The following is a 19,776-nucleotide window of genomic DNA, read 5'->3' as shown; positions in this document are numbered from 1 at the left end:
CCAATTGCTGCTTTGCGCACGATGGATCCTCCCCAAGGTTAGTGGCAGCGAAGTAGCCGCCCGGCGGAAACCCTACCACCGAACCAGCGGACCTCAAGTCAGACATTGCAACCACATCGCAACGGCCGCACTGTCATTCACCTCAAGCGATCATGGCAACCGCTGCCTGGAAGCCAGCGCCGCGAGTACACCCGCCAGGGTAAAGAGCATGCCGAGCAGCCACCATGGCCGACTGGCGTCCCCCCGGGTCACCTCGAATCCGATCTGCTCCTCTAGCGTGTCGTAGACAGCCGACAGTTCCCGCAAGCTAGCCGCCGTGTAGAACTCGCCGCCGGACAGTTGAGCGATTTCCCGCATCGCTTCGTCGTCCACGGCGACCGGCACGCGCTGCGTACCACCGTCCTCCCGGGGGATATCAACAGTGCCCCACTTTGTGCCAAACGAGATCGTCGAGACGGGGATGCCCTTCTGCTTAGCCATTCGAGCAGCGACGAACTCATGTCGCGGGTTATCGACATCAGCGAAATCGGGCACCGTCTGTTTACCGTCCGACATCAGCACGATCCGGGCCGGTGGCGGAGTTTCCGCCCCGCCAAGAGCCGCCCCCAGGACTTCGATCGACTGCAGCGCTGTGTAGATGCCTTCGCCGGTCGCGGTACGTTCGGATAGTTTGATCTGGTCGATCGCAGCTTTGACCGACTCCCTGCTGGTTGTAGGTGGCACGAGTACCGACGCAGTCCCCGCGAAGGTGACTAGGCCCAGGTTGATGCCTGGGGTCAACCCATCTGCGAAATCTTTCGCTGCCTGCTGCGCGACCCGCAGCCGCGTAGGCGGCACGTCGGTCGCCTCCATGGACAGCGATACATCCATCACCAGCACAACGGTCGCCCTGTTACGTGGCACCTTCTTTTCAGCCGTCGGTCCGGCCGCACCGATTGTGGAGAACGCCATCCCGATGATCAGAAGAACAATTGGGACATGCCGCAGCGGGCTCGGCCGCGAGGGCGCGACCTTCTCCAGCTGCTCCATATTGCTGAACCGCAGCATGTGCTTGTGCTTGCGACGCTGCACCAGTACATAGCCGAGGGCGATGAGCGCGACGATGGCCAGGAATCCGAGCCAGATCTGCGCGGTGAAGTTGGAAATACTCACTGACGTGGCACCCGCCCGGTCGGGGCGCCGAGGCTGTGGCGCCGGGTGGATACGAACCGGACCACGTCGGCGATCCAGTCCCGGTCGGTCTGCAAGGTGAGCACCGGCGCGCCGCAGCTGCGCAGCGCCTGCTCGACCTGTTGACGATGCCGCAGCGACGCCGCCGCGTAGTCGGCCCGCAGGGCCGGGGTGACGCTGAACTCGCGGGTGCGCCCGGTCTCCGGATCGTGCAACACCACATCGCCCATATCCGGCAGCGACATATCGCGCGGGTCGAGCACCTGCACCGCGAGCAGATCGTGGCGGCCGGAGATGGCGCGCAGCGAGCGCTGCCAGTCGATCTCACCGAGGAAATCGCTGATGATCACCGCCAGCCCGCGTTTGCGCTGCGGGCGACGCAGCGATTCGATGGCGCCGCGCAGATCACCGCGCACACCGTCGCGGGCGTGCGGGGTGGTCGCGATGCCACGCAGCAGCGACTGCGCATGCACCCGGCCGCTGCGCGCAGGAATGCGGGTGAGGTGCTCACCGGTGGCGACGACGGCGCCGATGCGGTTACCGCCGCCGCTGGTCAGATGGGTGACGGCGGCGGCAGCGGCAATGGCGAGATCGCGCTTCTGGCAGGCCGCGGTGCCGAAATCCAGGCTGGCCGACAGGTCGACCACCATCCAGGTCTCCAGCTCGCGGTCGGCGATCATCTGCCGCACATGCGGATGGGTGGTACGCGCGGTGACCGACCAATCCATCTGGCGCACATCGTCACCCGGCTGGTAGGCGCGGGCCTCCCCCGGCTCGGAACCGGGTCCGGGGATCAGGCCGAGGTGATCGCCGTGCAGCACGCCGTCGAGGCGGCGGCGCACGGTGAGCTCGAGGGTCTTGAGAGCGGCCGACAGTTTCGGGTCGGTCAGCTCACCCGCTCGGAACGACGGTGGTGCGTGCGATGACATCGGTACTCGGTCGACCGGCTCCGGCGTCGAGGTCACTTCGACGGGCTGTTGCCGGCGGCCTGCGGCACCTGGCCCGCCTGCTGCTGCGGCGCCGGCGGCTGCTGCTGCTGCGCGGGTTGGGGCTGCTGCGGCGCCGGGCTACCGGGGTGAGCGCCGTTGGCGGGAACCGGCGCCGGTGCGGCGGGTCCGCCCTGGCCCACGGCCTGCGGCGCGACCTGCGGCAGGCCCACGGTTTGCAGCACCCGCTTGATGACGTCCTCGGGGCTGATCTCATCGGCGAGGGCGTCGTAGGACAGCACCAGGCGGTGGCGCAGCACGTCCGGGATCACCTCGACGACGTCCTGCGGCACCACGTAGTCGCGGCCACGGATCAGGGCCACCGCGCGGGCCGCGGCGATGATGCCGAGGCTGGCGCGCGGGGAGGCGCCGTAGGAGATCCAGTTGGCGACGTCGTTCATGCCGAATTCGGCGGGCGTGCGGGTCGCGGCGATGACGCGCACCACGTAGTCGACCAGCGCGTGGTGGACGAAGGTGTTGGCGGCCAGCTGCTGCAACCGGATCAGTTCGGCCGGCTCCAGGATCTGCTTGGCCTCCGGCGCGCTGACGCCCATCCGGTAGATGATCTCGCGCTCTTCCTCGACCGAGGGGTAGTCGACGACGACCTTGAACAGGAAGCGGTCGCGCTGCGCCTCGGGCAGCGGGTACACACCTTCGCTCTCGATCGGGTTCTGGGTCGCCATGACCAGGAACGGATCGGGCATCGGGTAGGTCTTGCCGCCGATCGAGACGTGCCGTTCGGCCATCACCTCGAGCAGCGCCGACTGCACCTTGGCGGGCGCGCGGTTGATCTCGTCGGCGAGCACGAAGTTCGCCACCACCGGGCCGAGTTCGGTGTCGAATTCCTCGCGGCCCTGCCGGTAGATGCGGGTACCGATGAGGTCGGTGGGCACCAGGTCGGGGGTGAACTGCACGCGGGAGAACGAACCGCCGACGACCTTGGCGAAGGTTTCCACGGCGAGGGTCTTCGCGATACCGGGAACACCTTCGAGTAGCACATGGCCGCGGGCGAGCACGCCGACGAGCAGCCGCTCGACGAGCCGGTCCTGTCCGACGATGACCCGCTTGACCTCGTAGATCGCCTTCTCGAGGGTCTGGACGTCACGCTCGAGGGTGCTCGACCCGGGTGCAGGCGCCTTCTTCGCCAAACTTGCCCCGCTCACACCGTCCGTCGAAGTCACCAACATCCCCGCTTTCGCCTTGGTCTTTGTGCGTGTTGCCACAACTATTCCAGGTAATGACCGCATTCGCCGCAACCGGACCCGATATGCCGGGATTCGGCGCCGGAATCGGCGTTGCGCGCGACGTTACGTGGTCCACCGTACGTGGATTCGCGCGCCCGCTCAGGAGGTGACGATGCGGACCGCGTAGGGCATGATGCCCGCTTCCCGCACCGGGGAAACCTTCACCACGTCGCCGGACTGGGGTGCTTCGACCATTTTGCCGTCGCCGAGATACAGCGCGACGTGCTGGCTGCCGTTGGGTCCCCAGAACAGCATGTCGCCGCGTTCGCGCTCATCGACCGGTACGCGGGTGCCCGCGTTGTACTGGTAGCCGCTGTAGTGCGGTAGCGAGACGCCGATGCCGGCGAAGGCGTAGATCATCAGCCCGGAACAGTCGAATCCGACCTTGTTGTAGTCGCCGTGGCTGTCGGCGACGCCGCCGTCGCGGATGCCGAGGGTGGGGCCGTCCTCGTCGCCGCCGCCCCAGGCATAGGTGACCCCGAGCTGGGACATGGCCCGGTCGACGACGATCTCGATCGCCTCGCTCCCCGTGACCGAGGGAACGTCGCTGTCACCACTGTCGGATTCGGATTCGTCCTCGTCGGAGTCCGATTGCGGCGTGGGTTTGCTCTTGCGCGGAGGGGAGTCCTCGAGCTGGGTGTGCGGGCGTTTGCCCGCGCCGAGCTGAGCCGCGCGATCCTTGGCGGCCTGGTCGGCGGCGGCGCGGGCCGCGGCGGCCGCGGCGGCGGCCAGGATCGCCGCTTCCTCGGCCCGGCGCTGCTGATCCCAGGCCTGATAGGCGTCGCGCTGGTTCTGCAACCCGGTGACGTTCATCCGCGCCGCGTCCAGCCGGGCCTGCGCGTCGGCGCGCTGGCGCAGCAGATCATCGCGGACCGCGGTCTGCTGATTCAGCTCGGCGGTCGCGGCGTTCACCGCGGCCTCGGCGGCGGTCTTCTTCTGCTCGGCGTCGGCGGCCGCGGCGTCGGCGGCGGTCTTGGCCTGACGGGCACTGGCGTTCTTGTTGCCCTGATCGATCTGGGCGCGCCGCAGGCCGTCCATCACCTGCTGCTGGTTCTTGGTGACCAGGCCGATGATCTGCGCGCGATCGAGGGCGGCGTCGGGATCGGCCGCCGAGAGGTAGGTCATCATGGTGCCGGTGCCGGGCCGGGTGTAGGCCTGGGTGGCGAATTCGTCGAAGTTGGTGCGCGCCTGGTCGACTCGGGTGCCCGCGTCGGCGAGCTCGCGCTGGGTGCCGGCGACGAGGTCGGCGGCGGCGTCGGCGGCATCGCGGGCGTTCTGGAGATCGACCAGCGCCTTGTTGACCTGTTCGCGGCGCAGCGCCACCGCGTCGTCGAGTTGGCGGACCTGTTCGTCGACGGCGGCGACCTGATTGATCAGCACACCCACCTGGCCGATGCCGGCGTCGACCCGGGCGCCGGCGTCGGCGAGTTCACCGTCGCTCGGATTCGGCGGAGGCGGCGGGACGGCCGTCGACGGCGCACCGGTGACGACGATCGCCGCCGCGACCAGCAAACCGAGAGCGATCGACAGCGGACGACGACGGCCGGACCCTCGCTTGTTGCGCATCGCACCTCCAGACGATCCGACTGTGGTGTGGCATCACGAGCACCAGCCGACCCATCCAGCACTGTGGTCGGCAAATTGCCCTGTCAACACTCTTTCCCCAACAGCGATCATTCGAACCGTACGACACTTCCGTCACCGCGGGAACTACAGCGACGAAATCACAGACGAGTAATTTGCGTTTTGCTCGAAATTAGCCGGATGCGGCACAGGGTTCGCCCTTGGAAAACAAACCGACCGTCAGGAAATCGGGCTCGGATCGAGATCCGAGCCGAGCAAGGGACTCAGGCCGACGCCGACACCGACTCGTCGGCGGACTCGTCCGCGGCCGCCGCGGCACGACGGCGCTTGATCCAATAGAGCCCGCCCACGGCGGCGACGGTGCCGGCGAGCAGCACGCTGGTGAATCCGGTCCACGGCACCGATTCCGGCTGCTGGAGCCGGTCGGTGAAGATCTGCACCGCCTCCTCGGAGTTGCCGCCCTTCCACTTCGCGGCATCCTCGGCCCACTCCAGATGCACCCGGCTGATGGAATCGCTGTAGGTGCCCATCCAGTCGTCGCTGAACACCGCGACGGTGCCGTGCTGGAACTTGCCCACCTCGGTGGCCAGATCACGCAGGCTCGAGTCGTGCCACGGATTGCCCTGCACCACGACCACGCTCAGCGGAATGCCATCGGCGCGCGCCTGCGCCACGATGGCGGCCAGCTCGGACTGATCCTTGCCCTTGGGCGCCGCGACGCCGTCATCGGCCAGATCCGCGCGGATCTGGCCGAGGTCGGTGTTCTCCGGCAGCCCGGCGGGGACGAGAGAAAAAGCCCAGGTGTGCGAGACGGTCATCTTCCATCCGGTCTTGTCGAGCCGCATCGGCACGCGAGGCGACGGGGTCTCCTACACTGCGGATGAGCACGCCGATGGGGCCGTCCGTCCGGACCGGCCGCCCCGACAGCTCACGAGGCACAGTACGCGACGCAGTGTCGCACCGACGCCACTCGCCACGCCGACCGGCGCCGGACGTACGCCCCGGCGCGTTCATAGGACAAGCGTACTGTTAGAGTCGCAGTCGCGAGGAACCGGCACCTGACGGTGCGGGCTGCCCTCCGAAGACGTACGCCGCCGGCACAGCCCCGCCGACGGCAACCCTCACAGACGAGTGGAGCTGACGTGACGACAAGTATCGATACTTTCGGCGCCAAAGGCACCCTCGAGGTCGGAAGCAACTCCTACGAGATCTTCCGGCTCTCGGCCGTGCCCGGTACCGAAAAACTCCCCTACGCACTGAAAGTCCTCGCGGAGAACCTGCTGCGCACCGAGGACGGCGCCAACATCACCGCCGATCACATCCGCGCGATCGCCAACTGGGATCCCTCGGCCGAGCCGAACGTCGAGATCCAGTTCACCCCCGCCCGCGTGATCATGCAGGACTTCACCGGCGTGCCCTGTGTCGTCGACCTCGCCACCATGCGTGAGGCCGTCACCACCCTGGGCGGCGACCCGAACAAGGTCAACCCGCTCTCCCCCGCCGACATGGTCATCGACCACTCGGTCATCCTGGACGTCTTCGGCCGCGCCGACGCCCTTGAGCGCAACGTCGACCTCGAATACGAGCGCAACGCCGAGCGCTACCAGTTCCTGCGCTGGGGCCAGGGCGCCTTCGACGACTTCCGCGTCGTGCCGCCGGGCATGGGCATCGTGCACCAGGTCAACATCGAGTACCTGGCCCCCACCGTCATGGTCCGCAACGGCCAGGCCTACCCCGACACCTGCGTCGGCACCGACTCGCACACCACCATGGTCAACGGCCTCGGCGTGCTGGGCTGGGGCGTCGGCGGCATCGAGGCCGAGGCCGCGATGCTGGGCCAGCCGGTCTCCATGCTGATCCCGCGCGTGGTCGGCTTCAAGCTGACCGGTGAGATCCAGCCGGGCGTGACCGCCACCGACGTCGTGCTCACCGTCACCGACATGCTGCGCAAGCACGGTGTGGTCGGCAAGTTCGTCGAGTTCTACGGCAAGGGCGTGGCCGAGGTGCCGCTGGCCAACCGCGCCACCCTTGGCAACATGAGCCCCGAGTTCGGCTCCACCGCCGCGATCTTCCCGATCGACGCCGAGACCATCAACTACCTGCGCCTGACCGGCCGCAGCGACGAGCAGCTCGCGCTCGTCGAGGCGTACGCCAAGGAGCAGGGCATGTGGCACGACCCGGACCACGAGCCCGCCTACTCCGAGTACCTGGAGCTGGACCTCAACACCGTGGTCCCCTCGATCGCAGGCCCCAAGCGCCCGCAGGACCGCATCCTGCTCAGCGAGTCGAAGGTCGCCTTCCGCAAGGACATCTACAACTACACCGACGATTCCGTCGCCACCCCGCACACCAAGCTGGACGAGGCGATCGAGGAGTCCTTCCCGGCCTCGGATCCGGCCGAGCTGTCCTTCGCCGACGACGGCGCGATCGATGTGACCTCGGCGGCCAACGGCGCCGAGGGCCGTCCGTCCAAGCCGGTGCGCGTGGTCTCCGAGGAGCGCGGTGAGTTCGTGCTCGACCACGGCGCGGTCGTGGTCGCGGGCATCACCTCCTGCACCAACACCTCCAACCCGTCGGTCATGATCGGTGCCGCCCTGCTGGCCCGCAACGCGGTCGAGAAGGGCCTGTCGTCCAAGCCGTGGGTGAAGACCAACATGGCGCCGGGCTCGCAGGTCGTCTCCGACTACTACGAGAAGGCCGGCCTGTGGCCCTACCTGGAGAAGCTGGGCTTCTACCTGGGTGGCTTCGGCTGCACCACCTGCATCGGTAACACCGGTCCGCTGCCGGAGGAGATCTCCAAGGCGGTCAACGACAACGACCTGTCGGTCACCGCGGTGCTCTCGGGTAACCGCAACTTCGAAGGCCGCATCTCCCCCGACGTGAAGATGAACTACCTGGCCTCGCCGCCGCTGGTCATCGCCTACGCGCTCGCGGGCACCATGGACTTCGACTTCGAGACCGACCCGCTGGGCCAGGACACCGACGGCAACGACGTGTTCCTGCGCGACATCTGGCCCTCGCCGCAGGAGATCGACGACACCATCAAGTCGGCGATCAGCCAGGACATGTTCCGCAAGTCCTACGCCGACGTCTTCAAGGGCGACGAGCGCTGGCAGAACCTGTCCACTCCGGAGGGCGACACCTTCGCGTGGGACGAGAGCTCGACCTACGTCCGCAAGGCGCCGTACTTCGACGGCATGGAGCTCGAGCCCGCGCCGGTCGAGGACATCAAGGGTGCGCGCGTGCTCGCGCTGCTGGGCGACTCGGTCACCACCGACCACATCAGCCCGGCCGGCCCGATCAAGCCCGGCACCCCGGCCGCGCAGTACCTGGACGCCCACGGTGTCGAGCGCAAGGACTACAACTCGCTGGGCTCGCGTCGTGGTAACCACGAGGTGATGATCCGCGGCACCTTCGCCAACATCCGGCTGCGCAACCAGCTGCTCGACGACGTCTCCGGTGGTTACACCCGAGACTTCACCCAGGAGGGCGGCCCGCAGGCGTTCATCTACGACGCCTCGCAGAACTACCAGAAGGCCGGCATCCCGCTGGTCGTGCTCGGTGGTAAGGAGTACGGTTCGGGCTCCTCGCGTGACTGGGCCGCCAAGGGCACCCGCCTGCTGGGCGTCAAGGCCGTCATCACCGAGTCCTTCGAGCGCATCCACCGCTCGAACCTGATCGGTATGGGCGTCATCCCGCTGCAGTTCCCGGCGGGCGAGTCGGCCAAGACCCTGGGTCTGACCGGCACCGAGACCTTCGACATCGAGGGCATCACCCAGCTCAACGAGGGTGTTACCCCCCGGACGCTGAAGGTCACCGCTACCAAGGAAGACGGCGAGAAGATCGTCTTCGACGCAGTGGTCCGCATCGACACCCCCGGTGAGGCGGACTACTACCGCAACGGCGGTATCTTGCAGTACGTGCTGCGCAACATGATCCGTGGCTGACCATGCCACTTCCCCGCGCACGCGGGGATGATCATCGCGACCGGTTGCGGTCGTAGCGCAGAGTGAGGTCCGCGCACCGTGCCCGCGGTGCGCGGACCTTCGCGCATTCCTTCGATTCGACTTGTTCTCGCACGCACCCAAACTCCCAGGGAGTTCGCACCATGCCGAAGGTCAGTGACGATCACCTCGCTGCCCGGCGCAGCCAGATACTCGACGGTGCCCGGCGCTGCTTCGCCGAATTCGGCTACGACGGCGCCACCGTGCGCCGGCTGGAAGAGGCCATCGGGCTCTCCCGCGGCGCGATCTTCCACCACTTCCGCGACAAGGACGCACTGTTCCTGGCGCTCGCCCAGGAAGACGCCGAGCGGATGGCCGATGTCGCGGCCAATCAGGGCATCGTGCAGGTCATGCGGGACATGCTGGCCAATCCCGAGCAGTTCAACTGGCTCGGCACCCGGCTCGAGATCGCCCGCAGACTGCGCACGGATCCGGAGTTCCGGGCCGGCTGGACGCAGCGTTCGGCCGAGCTGACCGCGGCCACGCTGGCCCGGCTCGAGCGGCGCAAGGCCGCGGGCGCGCTGCGCGACGATGTGCCCACCGATGTCCTGCTGGGTTATCTGGACCTGGTGCTCGACGGCCTCATCGCCCGCATCGCCTCGGGCCACACCAACGAAAACCTTTCCGCGGTACTGGATCTCGTCGAAGCCTCGGTGCGCCGCCGGGAGTGACGGCGGCCGGGCTCAGAACGTCGCGTTGAGGTAGTTGGCGGCGTGGGTGGTCCACAGCACGCCGGTGCCGGGCATTTCGTGGCCGGAGTACAGCACGTGCTGGCCGTCGGGCCAGGGCGTGAGATAGCCGATCACCCCGTGCACCGCCTCGGCGTAGCGGGCGGCATTGGCCAGCGGGTCGATCAGCAGGAAGCGCAGCAGTTCGGCGAAGATCAACGGCGCCACATTGCCGATCCGGGCGCCCTCCACGAACGAGAACGGCGAGATCCCGACATCGATCACCCGCAACGGCGAATCCGCGCGCACCGAGGTGATGATGTCGCCGGGGTTGGCGTATTCGCGGACCGCCAGGTCGGGCCAGTCGCCGCGCTGACCGTGCAGGCCGAAGGTGTCGGGCGGGCACAGATTCCCCACCGACTCCCCCGCGCGGCGCAGCGGATTGGCGAAGTTCACCACGAACGCGATCTCGAGCGGACTGCCATCGGTATTGGTGTAGGTGCCCGCCCGCACGCCCTCCAGGATCCGGCTCGCACAGATCGAGCCGAGCGAATAGCTCAGCAGCCCACAGACATTCGGCGACTGCTGGATCGCAGCCACACCCGCGGCGGTGCCCAGGCGCACCGAGGTCTCCAGCGAAGGACCCCAGACGTCCGGCGACGGACCCACCGAGGCAGGCCAGTCCGGTTCGAAACACCGGAACCGCTGCGGATCCAGCAATTTGGTGACATCGCGCAGCATGCCCGTGGGAGCACCGCCGGGATCGCGCGACTCCCCGGTACCGCGCAACGTGATGATGTCGATCATCGCCAGTCCCTCCTCACCGGCCCGCCGACGCCGGCGGGGCACCCAACGGTACGGCCGGGCCGCGAGCAGGGCCCGAGTAGCGAACTACCCCAATTGTGCCCGCAACAGCTGTGATGCGGTTATCAGCGCGGCCGGGAACATTTGCGTCCGCGCCGGGGTTCGCCAGAACATGACCTTCTCCGTCCCCGTCATCGTCCGTGGATACGAGCTCGACACGCAGGGCCACCTGAACCAGGCCGTCTACCTGCAATACGCCGAACACGCCCGGTGGGAGTTGCTGCGCGCGGCCGGGGTGGGCCAGGACAAGCTGATCGCCAGCGGGGTGGGGCCGGTAGTGCTGGAACAGAACATCAAATACCTGCGCGAACTGCGCGGCGGCGACGAGGTCGAGGTCACCTGCGAGTTCGACTGGCAGGACGGCAAGATCTTCGGCATCGTCCAGCAGATCCGCAAACTCGACGGCACCGTCGCGGCGGAGTTCCGGGTCGTGGGCGGGCTGCTCGATCTGTCCGCGCGCAAGCTCGTGGCCGATCCCCGCGAACGCTTCCGCGCGCTCACCGATCGCGCCGAACTGCTCGGGCTCTGAGACCCGAACGACCCGATCCACCGGGCCTCGGTGTGAAACTCTGGCGGGTCTGACTGCGCTCGCACATCGCCCGCACGCCACTTTCGGGCAATACCCGCAGGCGAGTGGGTTGCGCGGGCGATAGCCGCGCGATTGCGCGCCCCATCGCACCCCTACACCGAAAATCTTTCGGCGCTAGCGCTTCCCGCGCAGAATTCCGGTTTGCCGGAGCCGCGGTAAATCTCCCGATCCGGGCCGTGGACCACCCCGCGCGCGATATGATCCAGAGCACGCTCGGGGGTCCTGGCAAATCGTGAGCAGATCGGAGTTTCCACCATGACCGATGCCATCCACTTCCCCGGCGCCGCGGCGACCGGTGACCGTGTTCCCGCACTCCAGGGCATGCTCGTGGCCCAGTCGGAACGCGATATCACCGTCCGGGTGGCCGAGGGGACGTGGACCTTCCGGCGCGCCGATGTGCTGCGGGTACTGGAATCCGACGCGTCCGCGGCCGCGCCGGGGCGTCCGGTGCTGGTCGACATCCGCCCCGGCGCCACCGCCGACTTCACCCGCAGGCTGCGCATCGACGTCGTCGACCGGCCGATGACGCTGGCCGCACCACCCTCACCGGCGTTCGGCGACGATCTACTACGTGAGCTCACCGAGTCCTGGGCCGACGAACTCCAGCTGCTCGACGCCCCCGGCACCGGCGCCACTTACACCTATTGCCAGACGAAATCGCACGCGGGCAGCGACGACGGCATCAACTGCGACAGCCTCGACTGAGCGGCGGGCAGGTGGCCGCTCCCCGGACGGGTTCGGTATTGATCGTCTCCGAATCCGACGATCTGCACGCGACCGCCATGGCGGTGACGCTGCGAGAACAGCACGGCGTCAACCCGATTCATCTCGATTTGCGTGACTTTCCGCGCGAGTCCGGAAGTTTCCGGCTCGACCGGCTCGGCACCTCACGGTCGATGTCACACCTCATCGGCCTCGACGAGGTGCGCTCGGTGTGGTGGCGGCGCCCGCATCCGACCCAGGTACCCGCCGGTGTGCGCGCCACCGACGACGCCTTCCGGCAGGCCGAATGCGACGGATTCATCCAGGGCCTGCTGTGGTCGATCCCGGCGCTGTGGGTCAACGATCCGGGCAACGATCGCACCGCCAACCGCAAGATCGTGCAGCTCGAAACCGCCCATCGGGCCGGGTTCGCCATCCCGGAGACGTTGATCACCAACGATCCCGACGAGGCCCGCAGTTTCGTCGAATCACGGCCCGGCGCAGTGGTTTACAAACGCACCGGCACCAGCCGGGCCGAGTTCGCCGAGACCAGGATCGTCGGCGAATCCGATCTGGCCAGGCTCGCGGGCATCCGCAGCGCGCCGACTATTTTCCAAGACTATGTCGTCGCCCAGTGCGATCTGCGGGTGGTGTGGGTCGACGGGGTGGCCTGGACGGTGCGCATCGATTCCCAGGCCGGCGCCGGGCACGTCGATTCGCGGCTGGATACCTCGGTCGAGTTCGCCCCGGATCAGCTACCCGCGTCGGTGAGCAAATCGCTGGCGATCCTCATGGGTGCGCTGGGCCTGAGCTTCGGTGTACTGGATCTGCGCCTGGGCGTGGACGGCGAGTACTACTTCCTCGAGGTCAATCCGCAGGGCCAGTTCGCGTATCTGGAGATCAAGACCGGGCTGCCGATCTTCACCAGCCTGGCCAATCTGCTGGTCCTCGGCGACGGCGCGGTCGCCGAGCGCTGACCCGCGCGCACCGGTAGCCGCCGCGCCACCGTACGGTGCGCGGCCCTACCGGGTGTGACTTACTGGGCTTTGCGCCGGTTGGCCCCGCCGCGGCTGCGGAGCTGCACATGCGACTCCACCAGCACGTTGTGGATGAAGCCGTAGGAGCGGCCAGTCGCGCGCGCCAGGGAGCGGATGCTCGCGCCCGCCTCGTATTGCTTCTTCAACTGCGATTGCAGGCGGTCGCGCGACTTTCCCGTGACGCGTGTGCCCTTACCCAGGGTGGTCTTTCCCGATGTGGCTCTGTGTGCCGGCCTGTCGCTCATGGCTTCCTCCGAGTCGCCGAGCAGCGTCATTCCAGGCTAAGCACTCCGGGGGCCGTGATCAACGGATTCCCGTGATGAAAATCACGCGAGCTGAATCAGTTCCAGATATTCGGCCGACCAGTGGTCCTCGGTGCCGTCCGGCAGCAGAATCACCCGCTCCGGTGCCAGCGCCTCGGCCGCGCCCGGATCGTGGGTGACCAGCACGACCGCGCCCGCGTAGGTGCGCAGCGCGTCGAGCACCTGTTCGCGCGAGACCGGGTCGAGGTTGTTGGTGGGCTCGTCGAGCAGCAGCACATTCGCCGCCGAGGACACCAGACCGGCCAGCGCCAAGCGGGTCTTCTCACCACCGGACAGGGTGCCTGCGGGCTGTTCGAGCTGCGGACCGGTGAACATGAACGCACCGAGCAGGCCGCGCAGATCCTGTTCACCGGCGTCCGGGGCGGCGTGGCGGATGTTCTCCCAGACCGTGGCGTTGTCGTCGAGGGTGTCGTGTTCCTGGGCGAAATAGCCCACCTTGAGCCCGTGCCCGGCGACCAGTCCGCCCGCGGTGGGCTTCTCCACTCCGGCGAGCAACCGCAGCAGGGTGGTCTTGCCTGCGCCGTTGAGCCCGAGCACCACCACTCGGCTGCCCCGGTCGATGGCCAGGTCGACGCCGGTGAAGATCTCCAGCGAGCCGTAGACCTTGGTCAGGTTCTCCGCCATCAGCGGGGTCTTGCCGCAGGCGGCGGGTTCGGGGAACTTGATCCGCGCCACCTTGTCGGCCACGCGCACGTCGTCGAGTTCGGACATCAGCCGTTCGGCGCGTTTGACCATGTTCTGCGCGGCAACGGCTTTGGTGGCCTTGGCGCCGAGCTTGGCGGCCTGGGCACGCAGGGCCGAGGCCTTCTTCTCGGCGTTGGCGCGTTCACGGCGGCGGCGCTGTTCGTCGGTGGCGCGGGCGTCGAGGTATTTGTGCCAGCCCATGTTGTAGACATCGGCCTCGCCGCGCACCGCGTCCAGGAACCACACCTTGTTCACCACGTCGGCGAGCAGTTCGACATCGTGGCTGATCACGATCAGCCCGCCCTCGTGGTTCTGCAAGAACCCGCGCAGCCAGGTGATGGAGTCGGCGTCGAGGTGGTTGGTCGGCTCGTCGAGCAGCAGGATGGTGTCGGAGCGCCCGCCGCTGCCGTCGGAGGCGGCGAACAGGATGCGGGCCAGCTCGATCCGGCGGCGCTGACCGCCCGACAGGGTGCGCAGCGGCTGGCCCAGCACCCGGTCCGGCAGGCCAAGGCTGTTGCAGATGCGCGCGGCCTCGCTCTCGGCGACGTAACCGCCCAGCGCCGAGAACCGCTCCTCGAGCCGGCCGTATTTGCGGACCGCACGATCGCGTTCGGCCTCGTCGGCCACCTCGGCCATCAGCGCCTGCTGCTTTTCCATATCGCGGATCAGCGTGTCCAGCCCGCGCGCCGACAGCACCCGGTCGCGGGCGAGCACATCGAGATTGCCCTCGCGCGGGTCCTGCGGCAGGTAGCCGATATCACTCGAACGCAGGATCTTGCCCGCGTAGGGTTCACCCTCACCGGCCAGGATGCGCAAGGTGGTGGTCTTGCCCGCACCGTTGCGCCCGACCAACCCGATCCGGTCGCCCGCCTGCACGCGCAGGGCCGGCCCTGGGGCCGACAGCAGGGTGCGGACTCCGGCCCGGACCTCCAGGTCGGTCGCGGTGATCACAGATGTCTCCTCGGCGCGTGGTGGGGATGCTGCTCGATTGTGCGATGCGATGCGCACAAGAACCACCGATTTTACCTGCCACCCACCCCGCTCCCGACATCCGCCGAACGTGAGAGCCATTACCCTTTCCGCCGTCGTCGTGATGGCACTCGGCTATCGCCCGCTCGCTCCGGGCGGCGGTACATGCGGCGGACGGCCCGGCCCCGCACCGCCGGACCGAGACTGAAGTAACGTGACATCACATGACTACGGATCTGTTGGGCAAGAGCGCGCTGGTGACCGGGGCCAGCCGTGGAATCGGGCACGCGGTGGCGGCCGAGTTGCTGCGCCGGGGCGCGAATGTGCTGATCACCGCGCGTAAGGCGGAGCCGCTGGAGCAGGCGGCCGAGCAGTTGCGTGAACTCGGCCATCAGGGCCAGGTGGTGGCGCTGGCGGGCAACTCCGGTGACGCCGAGGCGCGCGCGGCCGCGGTGGACCGTGCGGTGACCGAATTCGGTTCGCTCGACATCCTGATCAACAACACCGGCATCAACCCGGTCTACGGCTCCCTCATGGATGCCGACCTGGATGCCGTGCGCAAGATCTTCGACGTCAACGTGGTGGCCGCGCTCGGCTACATCCAGCAGGCGCACCGGGCGTGGATGGGTGAGCACGGTGGTGCGGTGGTGAACGTGGCGAGCGTGGCCGGCATCCGGTCCACCGGCGTGATCGCCGCCTACGGCGCATCCAAGGCCGCGCTGATCCGGCTCACCGAGGAACTGGCCTGGCAGCTGGGGCCGAAGATCCGGGTGAACGCGGTGGCGCCCGGCGTAGTGAAGACGTCGTTCGCCGATGCTCTGTATTCGGCCGATGAAGAAGCCGCGGCGAACGTGTACCCGCTGAAGCGGCTGGGTGCGCCCGAGGATGTCGCACGGCTGATCGGGTTCCTGGTATCGGAGGAATCCGGCTGGATCACCGGCGAGACGGTGCGCGTGGACGGCGGTCTGCTCTCGACCGGCGGCATCTGAGAAAGACCAGCACGATTCGGTGGTGTCCGCGGATTCGCGGACACCACCGTCGTATTCAGACCCCGACGGGCTGGCGCCAGTTGTCCTTGTCGGCCGGGGCCGGCGGCAGCGACGGCCCCTCGTCGAGCCCGTACCGATCGTGCAGGCGGCGCAGCGGGCCGGGCGCCCACCAGTTCCAGTCGCCGAGCACCTTCATCGCCGCGGGCAGCAGGAACCCGCGCACCAGGGTCGCATCCACCAGCACCGCCAGCGGCAGGCCGATGCCGAACGCCTTCATGAACGTGATGTCGGAGGCCAGGAAGCCGAGGAACACCAGCGAGATCAGCACCGCGGCGGCGGTGACGATGCGGCCGATGCGTTCCAGGCCCACCGCGATGGCGACCTCGTTCTTGCCGGTCTGGTCGTACTCCTCGCGGATGCGGGCCAGCAGGAAGACCTGGTAATCCATGGCGAGACCGAAGGCGACGCCGAACAGCATGACCGGAACCGTGGCGGGCAGGTCCCCGGTGACGGTGAAATCGAGCAGCCCGGACAGGTGCCCGTCCTGGAAGATCCAGACCAGCGCACCGAAGGTCGCCGTCAGGCTGAGGAAGCTGAGCACGACCGCCAGCAGCGGCAGCACCACACTGCCGGTGAGCAGGAACAGCACCACCAGCATCACCAGGATGACGAATCCGAGCGCGATCGGCAGCGTCGAGATCACCTCGTCGATGGCGTCGGCATTGGCCGCCGCCACTCCGCCGACCAGCACCGCCGAGGGCGCGTCGACCGCGCGCACGTCGTCGACGATCTGATCCAGCACGTCCGGATCGGTGGTGTCCGGCACCACCGACAGGTAGGCGGCGGAGTCGGTGGCGAACTGCTCGTGGATCTCGGCGGCCGGAGTCAGCAAACCACCGTGGGCGTAGCTGCCGGTCGCGGTGTCGACCCGCTGCACATTATCGATATCGGAGATCTGGCGCGCGTAGGCGTCCAGGCCGGACTTGTCCTCGGGCAGCACGATGAACAGTCCGCTCTGCTCGGTGACGGTGAAATCGCGCTGGATCGCCTCGGTGACCTGCCGATTGTTCATCGACTCCGGCAGCGAACGTTCATCGGGGAAGCCGAGTTTGATGCCGAGGAATGGCGCGCCGAGCACCAGCAGTAGCGCCGCGACAGCCAGTCCGATCGGCACCGGCCTGCGCATGACGGCCGTCGCCAGGCGATGCCAGAAACCTTCGCCGGGTGCGGGACGCGGTGCGCGGAAGAACCAGCCCAGCTGGCCCTTGTCGATGCGGGTGCCGACCAGATACAGAATGGCGGGCAGCACCGTCAGCGAGACGGTGGCCGCGATCAGCGCGACTGCCAGGCCGGCGTAGCCCATCGACCGGACCGCCAGCAGCGGGAAGAACAGCAGCCCCGACAGCGCGACGGCGACGGTAGCGGCGGAGAAGGCGACGGTGCGACCGGCCGAGCGCATGGTGGCCGCGACGGCGGGGCCGGGGTCGGTGCCCGCGACCAGTTCGTCGCGGAACCGGTTGATCATCAGCAGGCTGTAGTCGATCGCCAGCCCGAGTCCGAGCAGGGTGGCGACATTGGTCGCGGTGGCGGCCAGATCGGTGACCAAGGCGATCAGCCACAGCGTGCCCATGGTGATCATCACCGTGACCATGGCGACCACCAGCGGCAGACTCGCCGCGACCAGGCCACCGAAGACGAACAGCAGCGCGATCAGGGTGATCGGGAAGGCGATGGATTCGCCCATCACCACGTCTTTTTCACTCTGCTGCACGGTTTCGCGCAGCAGCATGGCGTAACCACCGATTCGGACCTCGACCGGGCCGTGCGTGCCCTCGAAGCGGTCGGCGATATCGCCGACCCGGCGGTCCACTTCGGCTTCCTCGCCGAGGATGCTGGCCACGATCAAGCCCTTGCGGCCGTCGGCGCTGCGCAAGGCGGGGGTCTCGTCGGTCCAGAACGAGCTGACGCCGGTGACGCCGGCTTCACCCTTCAGCTGATCGACCAGTTCGGTTGCGGCGGTAGCGACCTCGTCGTCCTCGATGGGACGGTCGGCCTCCACCAGCAGCACCAGATTCGGCGGAGCCTGGCCGAACTCGTCGGCCAGCGCCTCGGTCGCCTTGCTGGATTCGCTGTCGGGGGCGATATATCCGCCGCCCTGCACCTTGTCGAACAGGGTCGAGCTCAGCATTCCCATGGCCAGTGCGAGCACCGCGAACACGGCCAGAATCTGCCGGCTGCGCCGCCTGGTCAGTCCGAACACAGCGTTTTCCCTCACTCCCGCGCGGCCGCGCCCAGCTGCTGGACGCCACCGATTTCACGTCGACTTCGGGTGACATCGGCCACCGGGCGCCGCGGCCGACGCCCGCGCGATCGTAACAACCCCGCCGGTAAAGCCGCTGAGCGAGAAGCGTTTCCGCACGCGCGACGGAGCCGGCAGGGAAACGCTGGACATTAGCGGAGCCGATTGCTCAGCCCCGCCGTGCCCGACCCGAGCGCGCTACGAGTGACTACCGAGGAGATGAATCAGGACTGATGGGGCAGGTTCTGCAACCGCACCTGACCCCGCGCCACCAGCCGGCCGGTCTCGTCGGTGATCACGACCTGCCACAGTTGCTGGAGCCGGCCCTGATGGATCGGCGTGGCTTCGCCGGTGAGCACGCCCTCGCGGACCGCGCGCAGGAAGTCGGTGCTGTTGTTCACCCCGACCACGTTGCCGCGTTCGCCGTACCAGACGCCGCCGCCGACGCTGGCCAGCGATTCGATGACGGTGCACAGCACGCCGCCGTTCTGGATGCCCGCGGGCTGGTGCAGCTTCGGGGTGACCTCCCATTCGCCGCGCACCAGATCCGGCCCGACCGCGGTGTAGCGCAGCCCGATCAGATCGGTGAAGGTGCCTTCGCTGTACTTCGTCATCAGCTCGGGGGTGATATCGGCCAGCGAGGCGGGCGCGTGGGTCTGCTGTTGGGTCATGGATCCACCTTTACACCACCGGCCTCGGCCGTCGGCGCGATGTCCGGTTTATCGGCCTCCCGAGACAGAGCGACGGGCCCCACCGGAGTGGAGCCCGTCGCGGCAATGGATCGGGGGTCACCGCAGCCCTCGGGACTCTCGCGCGATCCGTACGCCGGAAACGAGTATAGGTCAGGCTTACCTAACTAAGCAACCCGTTGCGCGCCGCACCGGCAGCCCGCGCTCTTCCAGCGCCATGAGCAGGCCCTGACCACGGCGCATGCCCACCGCGGCATCGGTGCGCGCCAGATCGGGCACGTAAGTCGCGGCGCCCGAAACGGATTCGCCGACCAGGGCCCAGAACCGCCGCGCGCTCAGTCCCGCGCAGCGGGTCAGGCACTCCTGGATCAGCGTCAGCGACGGCTCGCAGCGATGGGCCAGCCAGACGAACAACGCCTGCTCACATGGCAATCCGACGACACCCTGCTCCCCCGGGCGCATGTCCTCGTCGAGGGCGCGAATGGTGGTGTCGACCAGGCCCGCCCAGTCGATGCCGCCGTCGTTGTCGGTGTGGATCCAGAGGTTCTCCAAGCCGGGATCCCAGGCCCGGCCCTCGGCCACCAGCAGCGCGACCACCCGGCCGAGCACGGCGTGAATGAGCGCGGTGGCAACCACTTCCGCGGCGATATCGGCGCTGATCATCTCCGCCGCGTGCCGCCGGTACATCAGCTCGATCCGGCCCTCACGCAGCCCGTCGGCCAGCCGCCACCAGCGGCGTTTGCCTTGTTCGGCCATGGCGGCGACGGCATACACTCGCGGATGCTCCGGCTGCAATGCCCGCAGCCGGGAACAGGCGCGCCCGAAGGCCGGCTGGGTGGCACGGAATGTGCCAGTGGTCGCGAGTTCGGGCATCGAACCTCCTCGGGGTGGACTCCGTCGCGGTGTCACTCGGAAGATAGGTTAGCCTTACCAGACCTAGCAAGTATTGCGTCGAACACAGTGAAGGAGTCTCCC

The 19,776-nt window shown here is 67.9% G+C and carries 17 protein-coding genes; 6 read left to right on the top strand and 11 right to left on the bottom strand.

All coding sequences use genetic code 11. The features are described 5' to 3' along the window. Positions 1–150: 150 nt before the first annotated feature. From NOCYR_RS13110 to NOCYR_RS13090, 5 genes are all read right to left on the bottom strand, one after another. Positions 151–1,152, bottom strand: coding sequence for a VWA domain-containing protein (locus NOCYR_RS13110; RefSeq protein WP_014350857.1), 1,002 nt, complete (start codon positions 1,150–1,152; stop codon positions 151–153). After that, positions 1,149–2,099 carry a DUF58 domain-containing protein gene (locus NOCYR_RS13105; RefSeq protein WP_014350856.1) on the bottom strand — a complete coding sequence of 317 codons (951 nt, stop codon included), beginning with the start codon at positions 2,097–2,099 and terminating at the stop codon, positions 1,149–1,151. The genes NOCYR_RS13110 and NOCYR_RS13105 overlap by 4 nt, the downstream gene beginning before the upstream one ends. A 32-nt stretch (positions 2,100–2,131) precedes the next feature. Further along, complete coding sequence (locus tag NOCYR_RS13100; protein WP_048833319.1) at positions 2,132–3,343, bottom strand: AAA family ATPase; 1,212 nt, start codon at positions 3,341–3,343, stop codon at positions 2,132–2,134. A gap of 156 nt (positions 3,344–3,499) precedes the next feature. After that, a complete protein-coding gene (locus NOCYR_RS13095) occupies positions 3,500–4,966 on the bottom strand; it encodes an NlpC/P60 family protein (protein ID WP_014350854.1) in 1,467 nt (488 codons plus the stop codon). 281 nt (positions 4,967–5,247) lie between these two features. Next, complete coding sequence (locus tag NOCYR_RS13090) at positions 5,248–5,829, bottom strand: DUF6676 family protein (RefSeq protein ID WP_228780319.1); 582 nt, start codon at positions 5,827–5,829, stop codon at positions 5,248–5,250. Positions 5,830–6,126: 297 nt separating this feature from the next. Here NOCYR_RS13090 and acnA point away from each other — a divergent pair, with 297 nt between their 5' ends. Both acnA and NOCYR_RS13080 read left to right on the top strand, forming a co-directional pair. Beyond that, a complete protein-coding gene (gene acnA / locus NOCYR_RS13085) occupies positions 6,127–8,931 on the top strand; it encodes an aconitate hydratase AcnA (RefSeq protein ID WP_014350852.1) in 2,805 nt (934 codons plus the stop codon). A gap of 161 nt (positions 8,932–9,092) precedes the next feature. After that, the gene (locus NOCYR_RS13080) at positions 9,093–9,659 is read left to right on the top strand and encodes a TetR/AcrR family transcriptional regulator (protein ID WP_014350851.1); all 567 of its coding nucleotides are present in this window, start codon (positions 9,093–9,095) and stop codon (positions 9,657–9,659) included. A 12-nt stretch (positions 9,660–9,671) separates the two neighbouring features. Here the strand turns inward: NOCYR_RS13080 and NOCYR_RS13075 are convergent, their stop codons facing one another. Then, on the bottom strand, positions 9,672–10,463 hold the full coding sequence (locus NOCYR_RS13075; RefSeq protein ID WP_014350850.1) for a hypothetical protein: 792 nt from the start codon (positions 10,461–10,463) through the stop codon (positions 9,672–9,674). 169 nt (positions 10,464–10,632) lie between these two features. Here NOCYR_RS13075 and NOCYR_RS13070 point away from each other — a divergent pair, with 169 nt between their 5' ends. The 3 genes from NOCYR_RS13070 (at position 10,633) to NOCYR_RS13060 (ending at position 12,788) form a co-directional block, all read left to right on the top strand. Next, positions 10,633–11,049 carry an acyl-CoA thioesterase gene (locus tag NOCYR_RS13070; RefSeq protein WP_014350849.1) on the top strand — a complete coding sequence of 139 codons (417 nt, stop codon included), beginning with the start codon at positions 10,633–10,635 and terminating at the stop codon, positions 11,047–11,049. A 315-nt stretch (positions 11,050–11,364) separates the two neighbouring features. Beyond that, on the top strand, positions 11,365–11,814 hold the full coding sequence (locus tag NOCYR_RS13065; RefSeq protein ID WP_014350848.1) for a hypothetical protein: 450 nt from the start codon (positions 11,365–11,367) through the stop codon (positions 11,812–11,814). A gap of 11 nt (positions 11,815–11,825) precedes the next feature. Further along, positions 11,826–12,788, top strand: coding sequence for a hypothetical protein (locus NOCYR_RS13060; protein ID WP_231856073.1), 963 nt, complete (start codon positions 11,826–11,828; stop codon positions 12,786–12,788). Between the two features lie 59 nt (positions 12,789–12,847). Here the strand turns inward: NOCYR_RS13060 and NOCYR_RS13055 are convergent, their stop codons facing one another. Beyond that, positions 12,848–13,093, bottom strand: coding sequence for a helix-turn-helix domain-containing protein (locus NOCYR_RS13055; RefSeq protein ID WP_048834140.1), 246 nt, complete (start codon positions 13,091–13,093; stop codon positions 12,848–12,850). 81 nt (positions 13,094–13,174) lie between these two features. Further along, complete coding sequence (locus tag NOCYR_RS13050) at positions 13,175–14,806, bottom strand: ABC-F family ATP-binding cassette domain-containing protein (RefSeq protein WP_014350845.1); 1,632 nt, start codon at positions 14,804–14,806, stop codon at positions 13,175–13,177. 242 nt (positions 14,807–15,048) lie between these two features. On the opposite strand from NOCYR_RS13050, the gene NOCYR_RS13045 reads away from it, so the two are divergent. Next, the gene (locus NOCYR_RS13045) at positions 15,049–15,813 is read left to right on the top strand and encodes an SDR family oxidoreductase (protein ID WP_014350844.1); all 765 of its coding nucleotides are present in this window, start codon (positions 15,049–15,051) and stop codon (positions 15,811–15,813) included. A 55-nt stretch (positions 15,814–15,868) separates the two neighbouring features. Here the strand turns inward: NOCYR_RS13045 and NOCYR_RS13040 are convergent, their stop codons facing one another. From NOCYR_RS13040 to NOCYR_RS13030, 3 genes are all read right to left on the bottom strand, one after another. Further along, positions 15,869–18,073 carry an MMPL family transporter gene (locus tag NOCYR_RS13040; RefSeq protein WP_014350843.1) on the bottom strand — a complete coding sequence of 735 codons (2,205 nt, stop codon included), beginning with the start codon at positions 18,071–18,073 and terminating at the stop codon, positions 15,869–15,871. Positions 18,074–18,336: 263 nt separating this feature from the next. Next, positions 18,337–18,726 carry a PaaI family thioesterase gene (locus tag NOCYR_RS13035; RefSeq protein ID WP_228780444.1) on the bottom strand — a complete coding sequence of 130 codons (390 nt, stop codon included), beginning with the start codon at positions 18,724–18,726 and terminating at the stop codon, positions 18,337–18,339. A 234-nt stretch (positions 18,727–18,960) separates the two neighbouring features. Then, a complete protein-coding gene (locus tag NOCYR_RS13030) occupies positions 18,961–19,674 on the bottom strand; it encodes a hypothetical protein (protein WP_014350841.1) in 714 nt (237 codons plus the stop codon). Positions 19,675–19,776: the final 102 nt, after the last annotated feature.

Origin of the sequence: Nocardia cyriacigeorgica GUH-2 (genome assembly GCF_000284035.1) — a bacterium.
In the GTDB taxonomy this organism is placed as follows: Bacteria; Actinomycetota; Actinomycetes; order Mycobacteriales; family Mycobacteriaceae; genus Nocardia; species Nocardia cyriacigeorgica_B.
The sequence above is the reverse complement of the archived record's forward strand: the minus strand, read 5'-3'. Positions and strand labels throughout refer to the sequence as shown.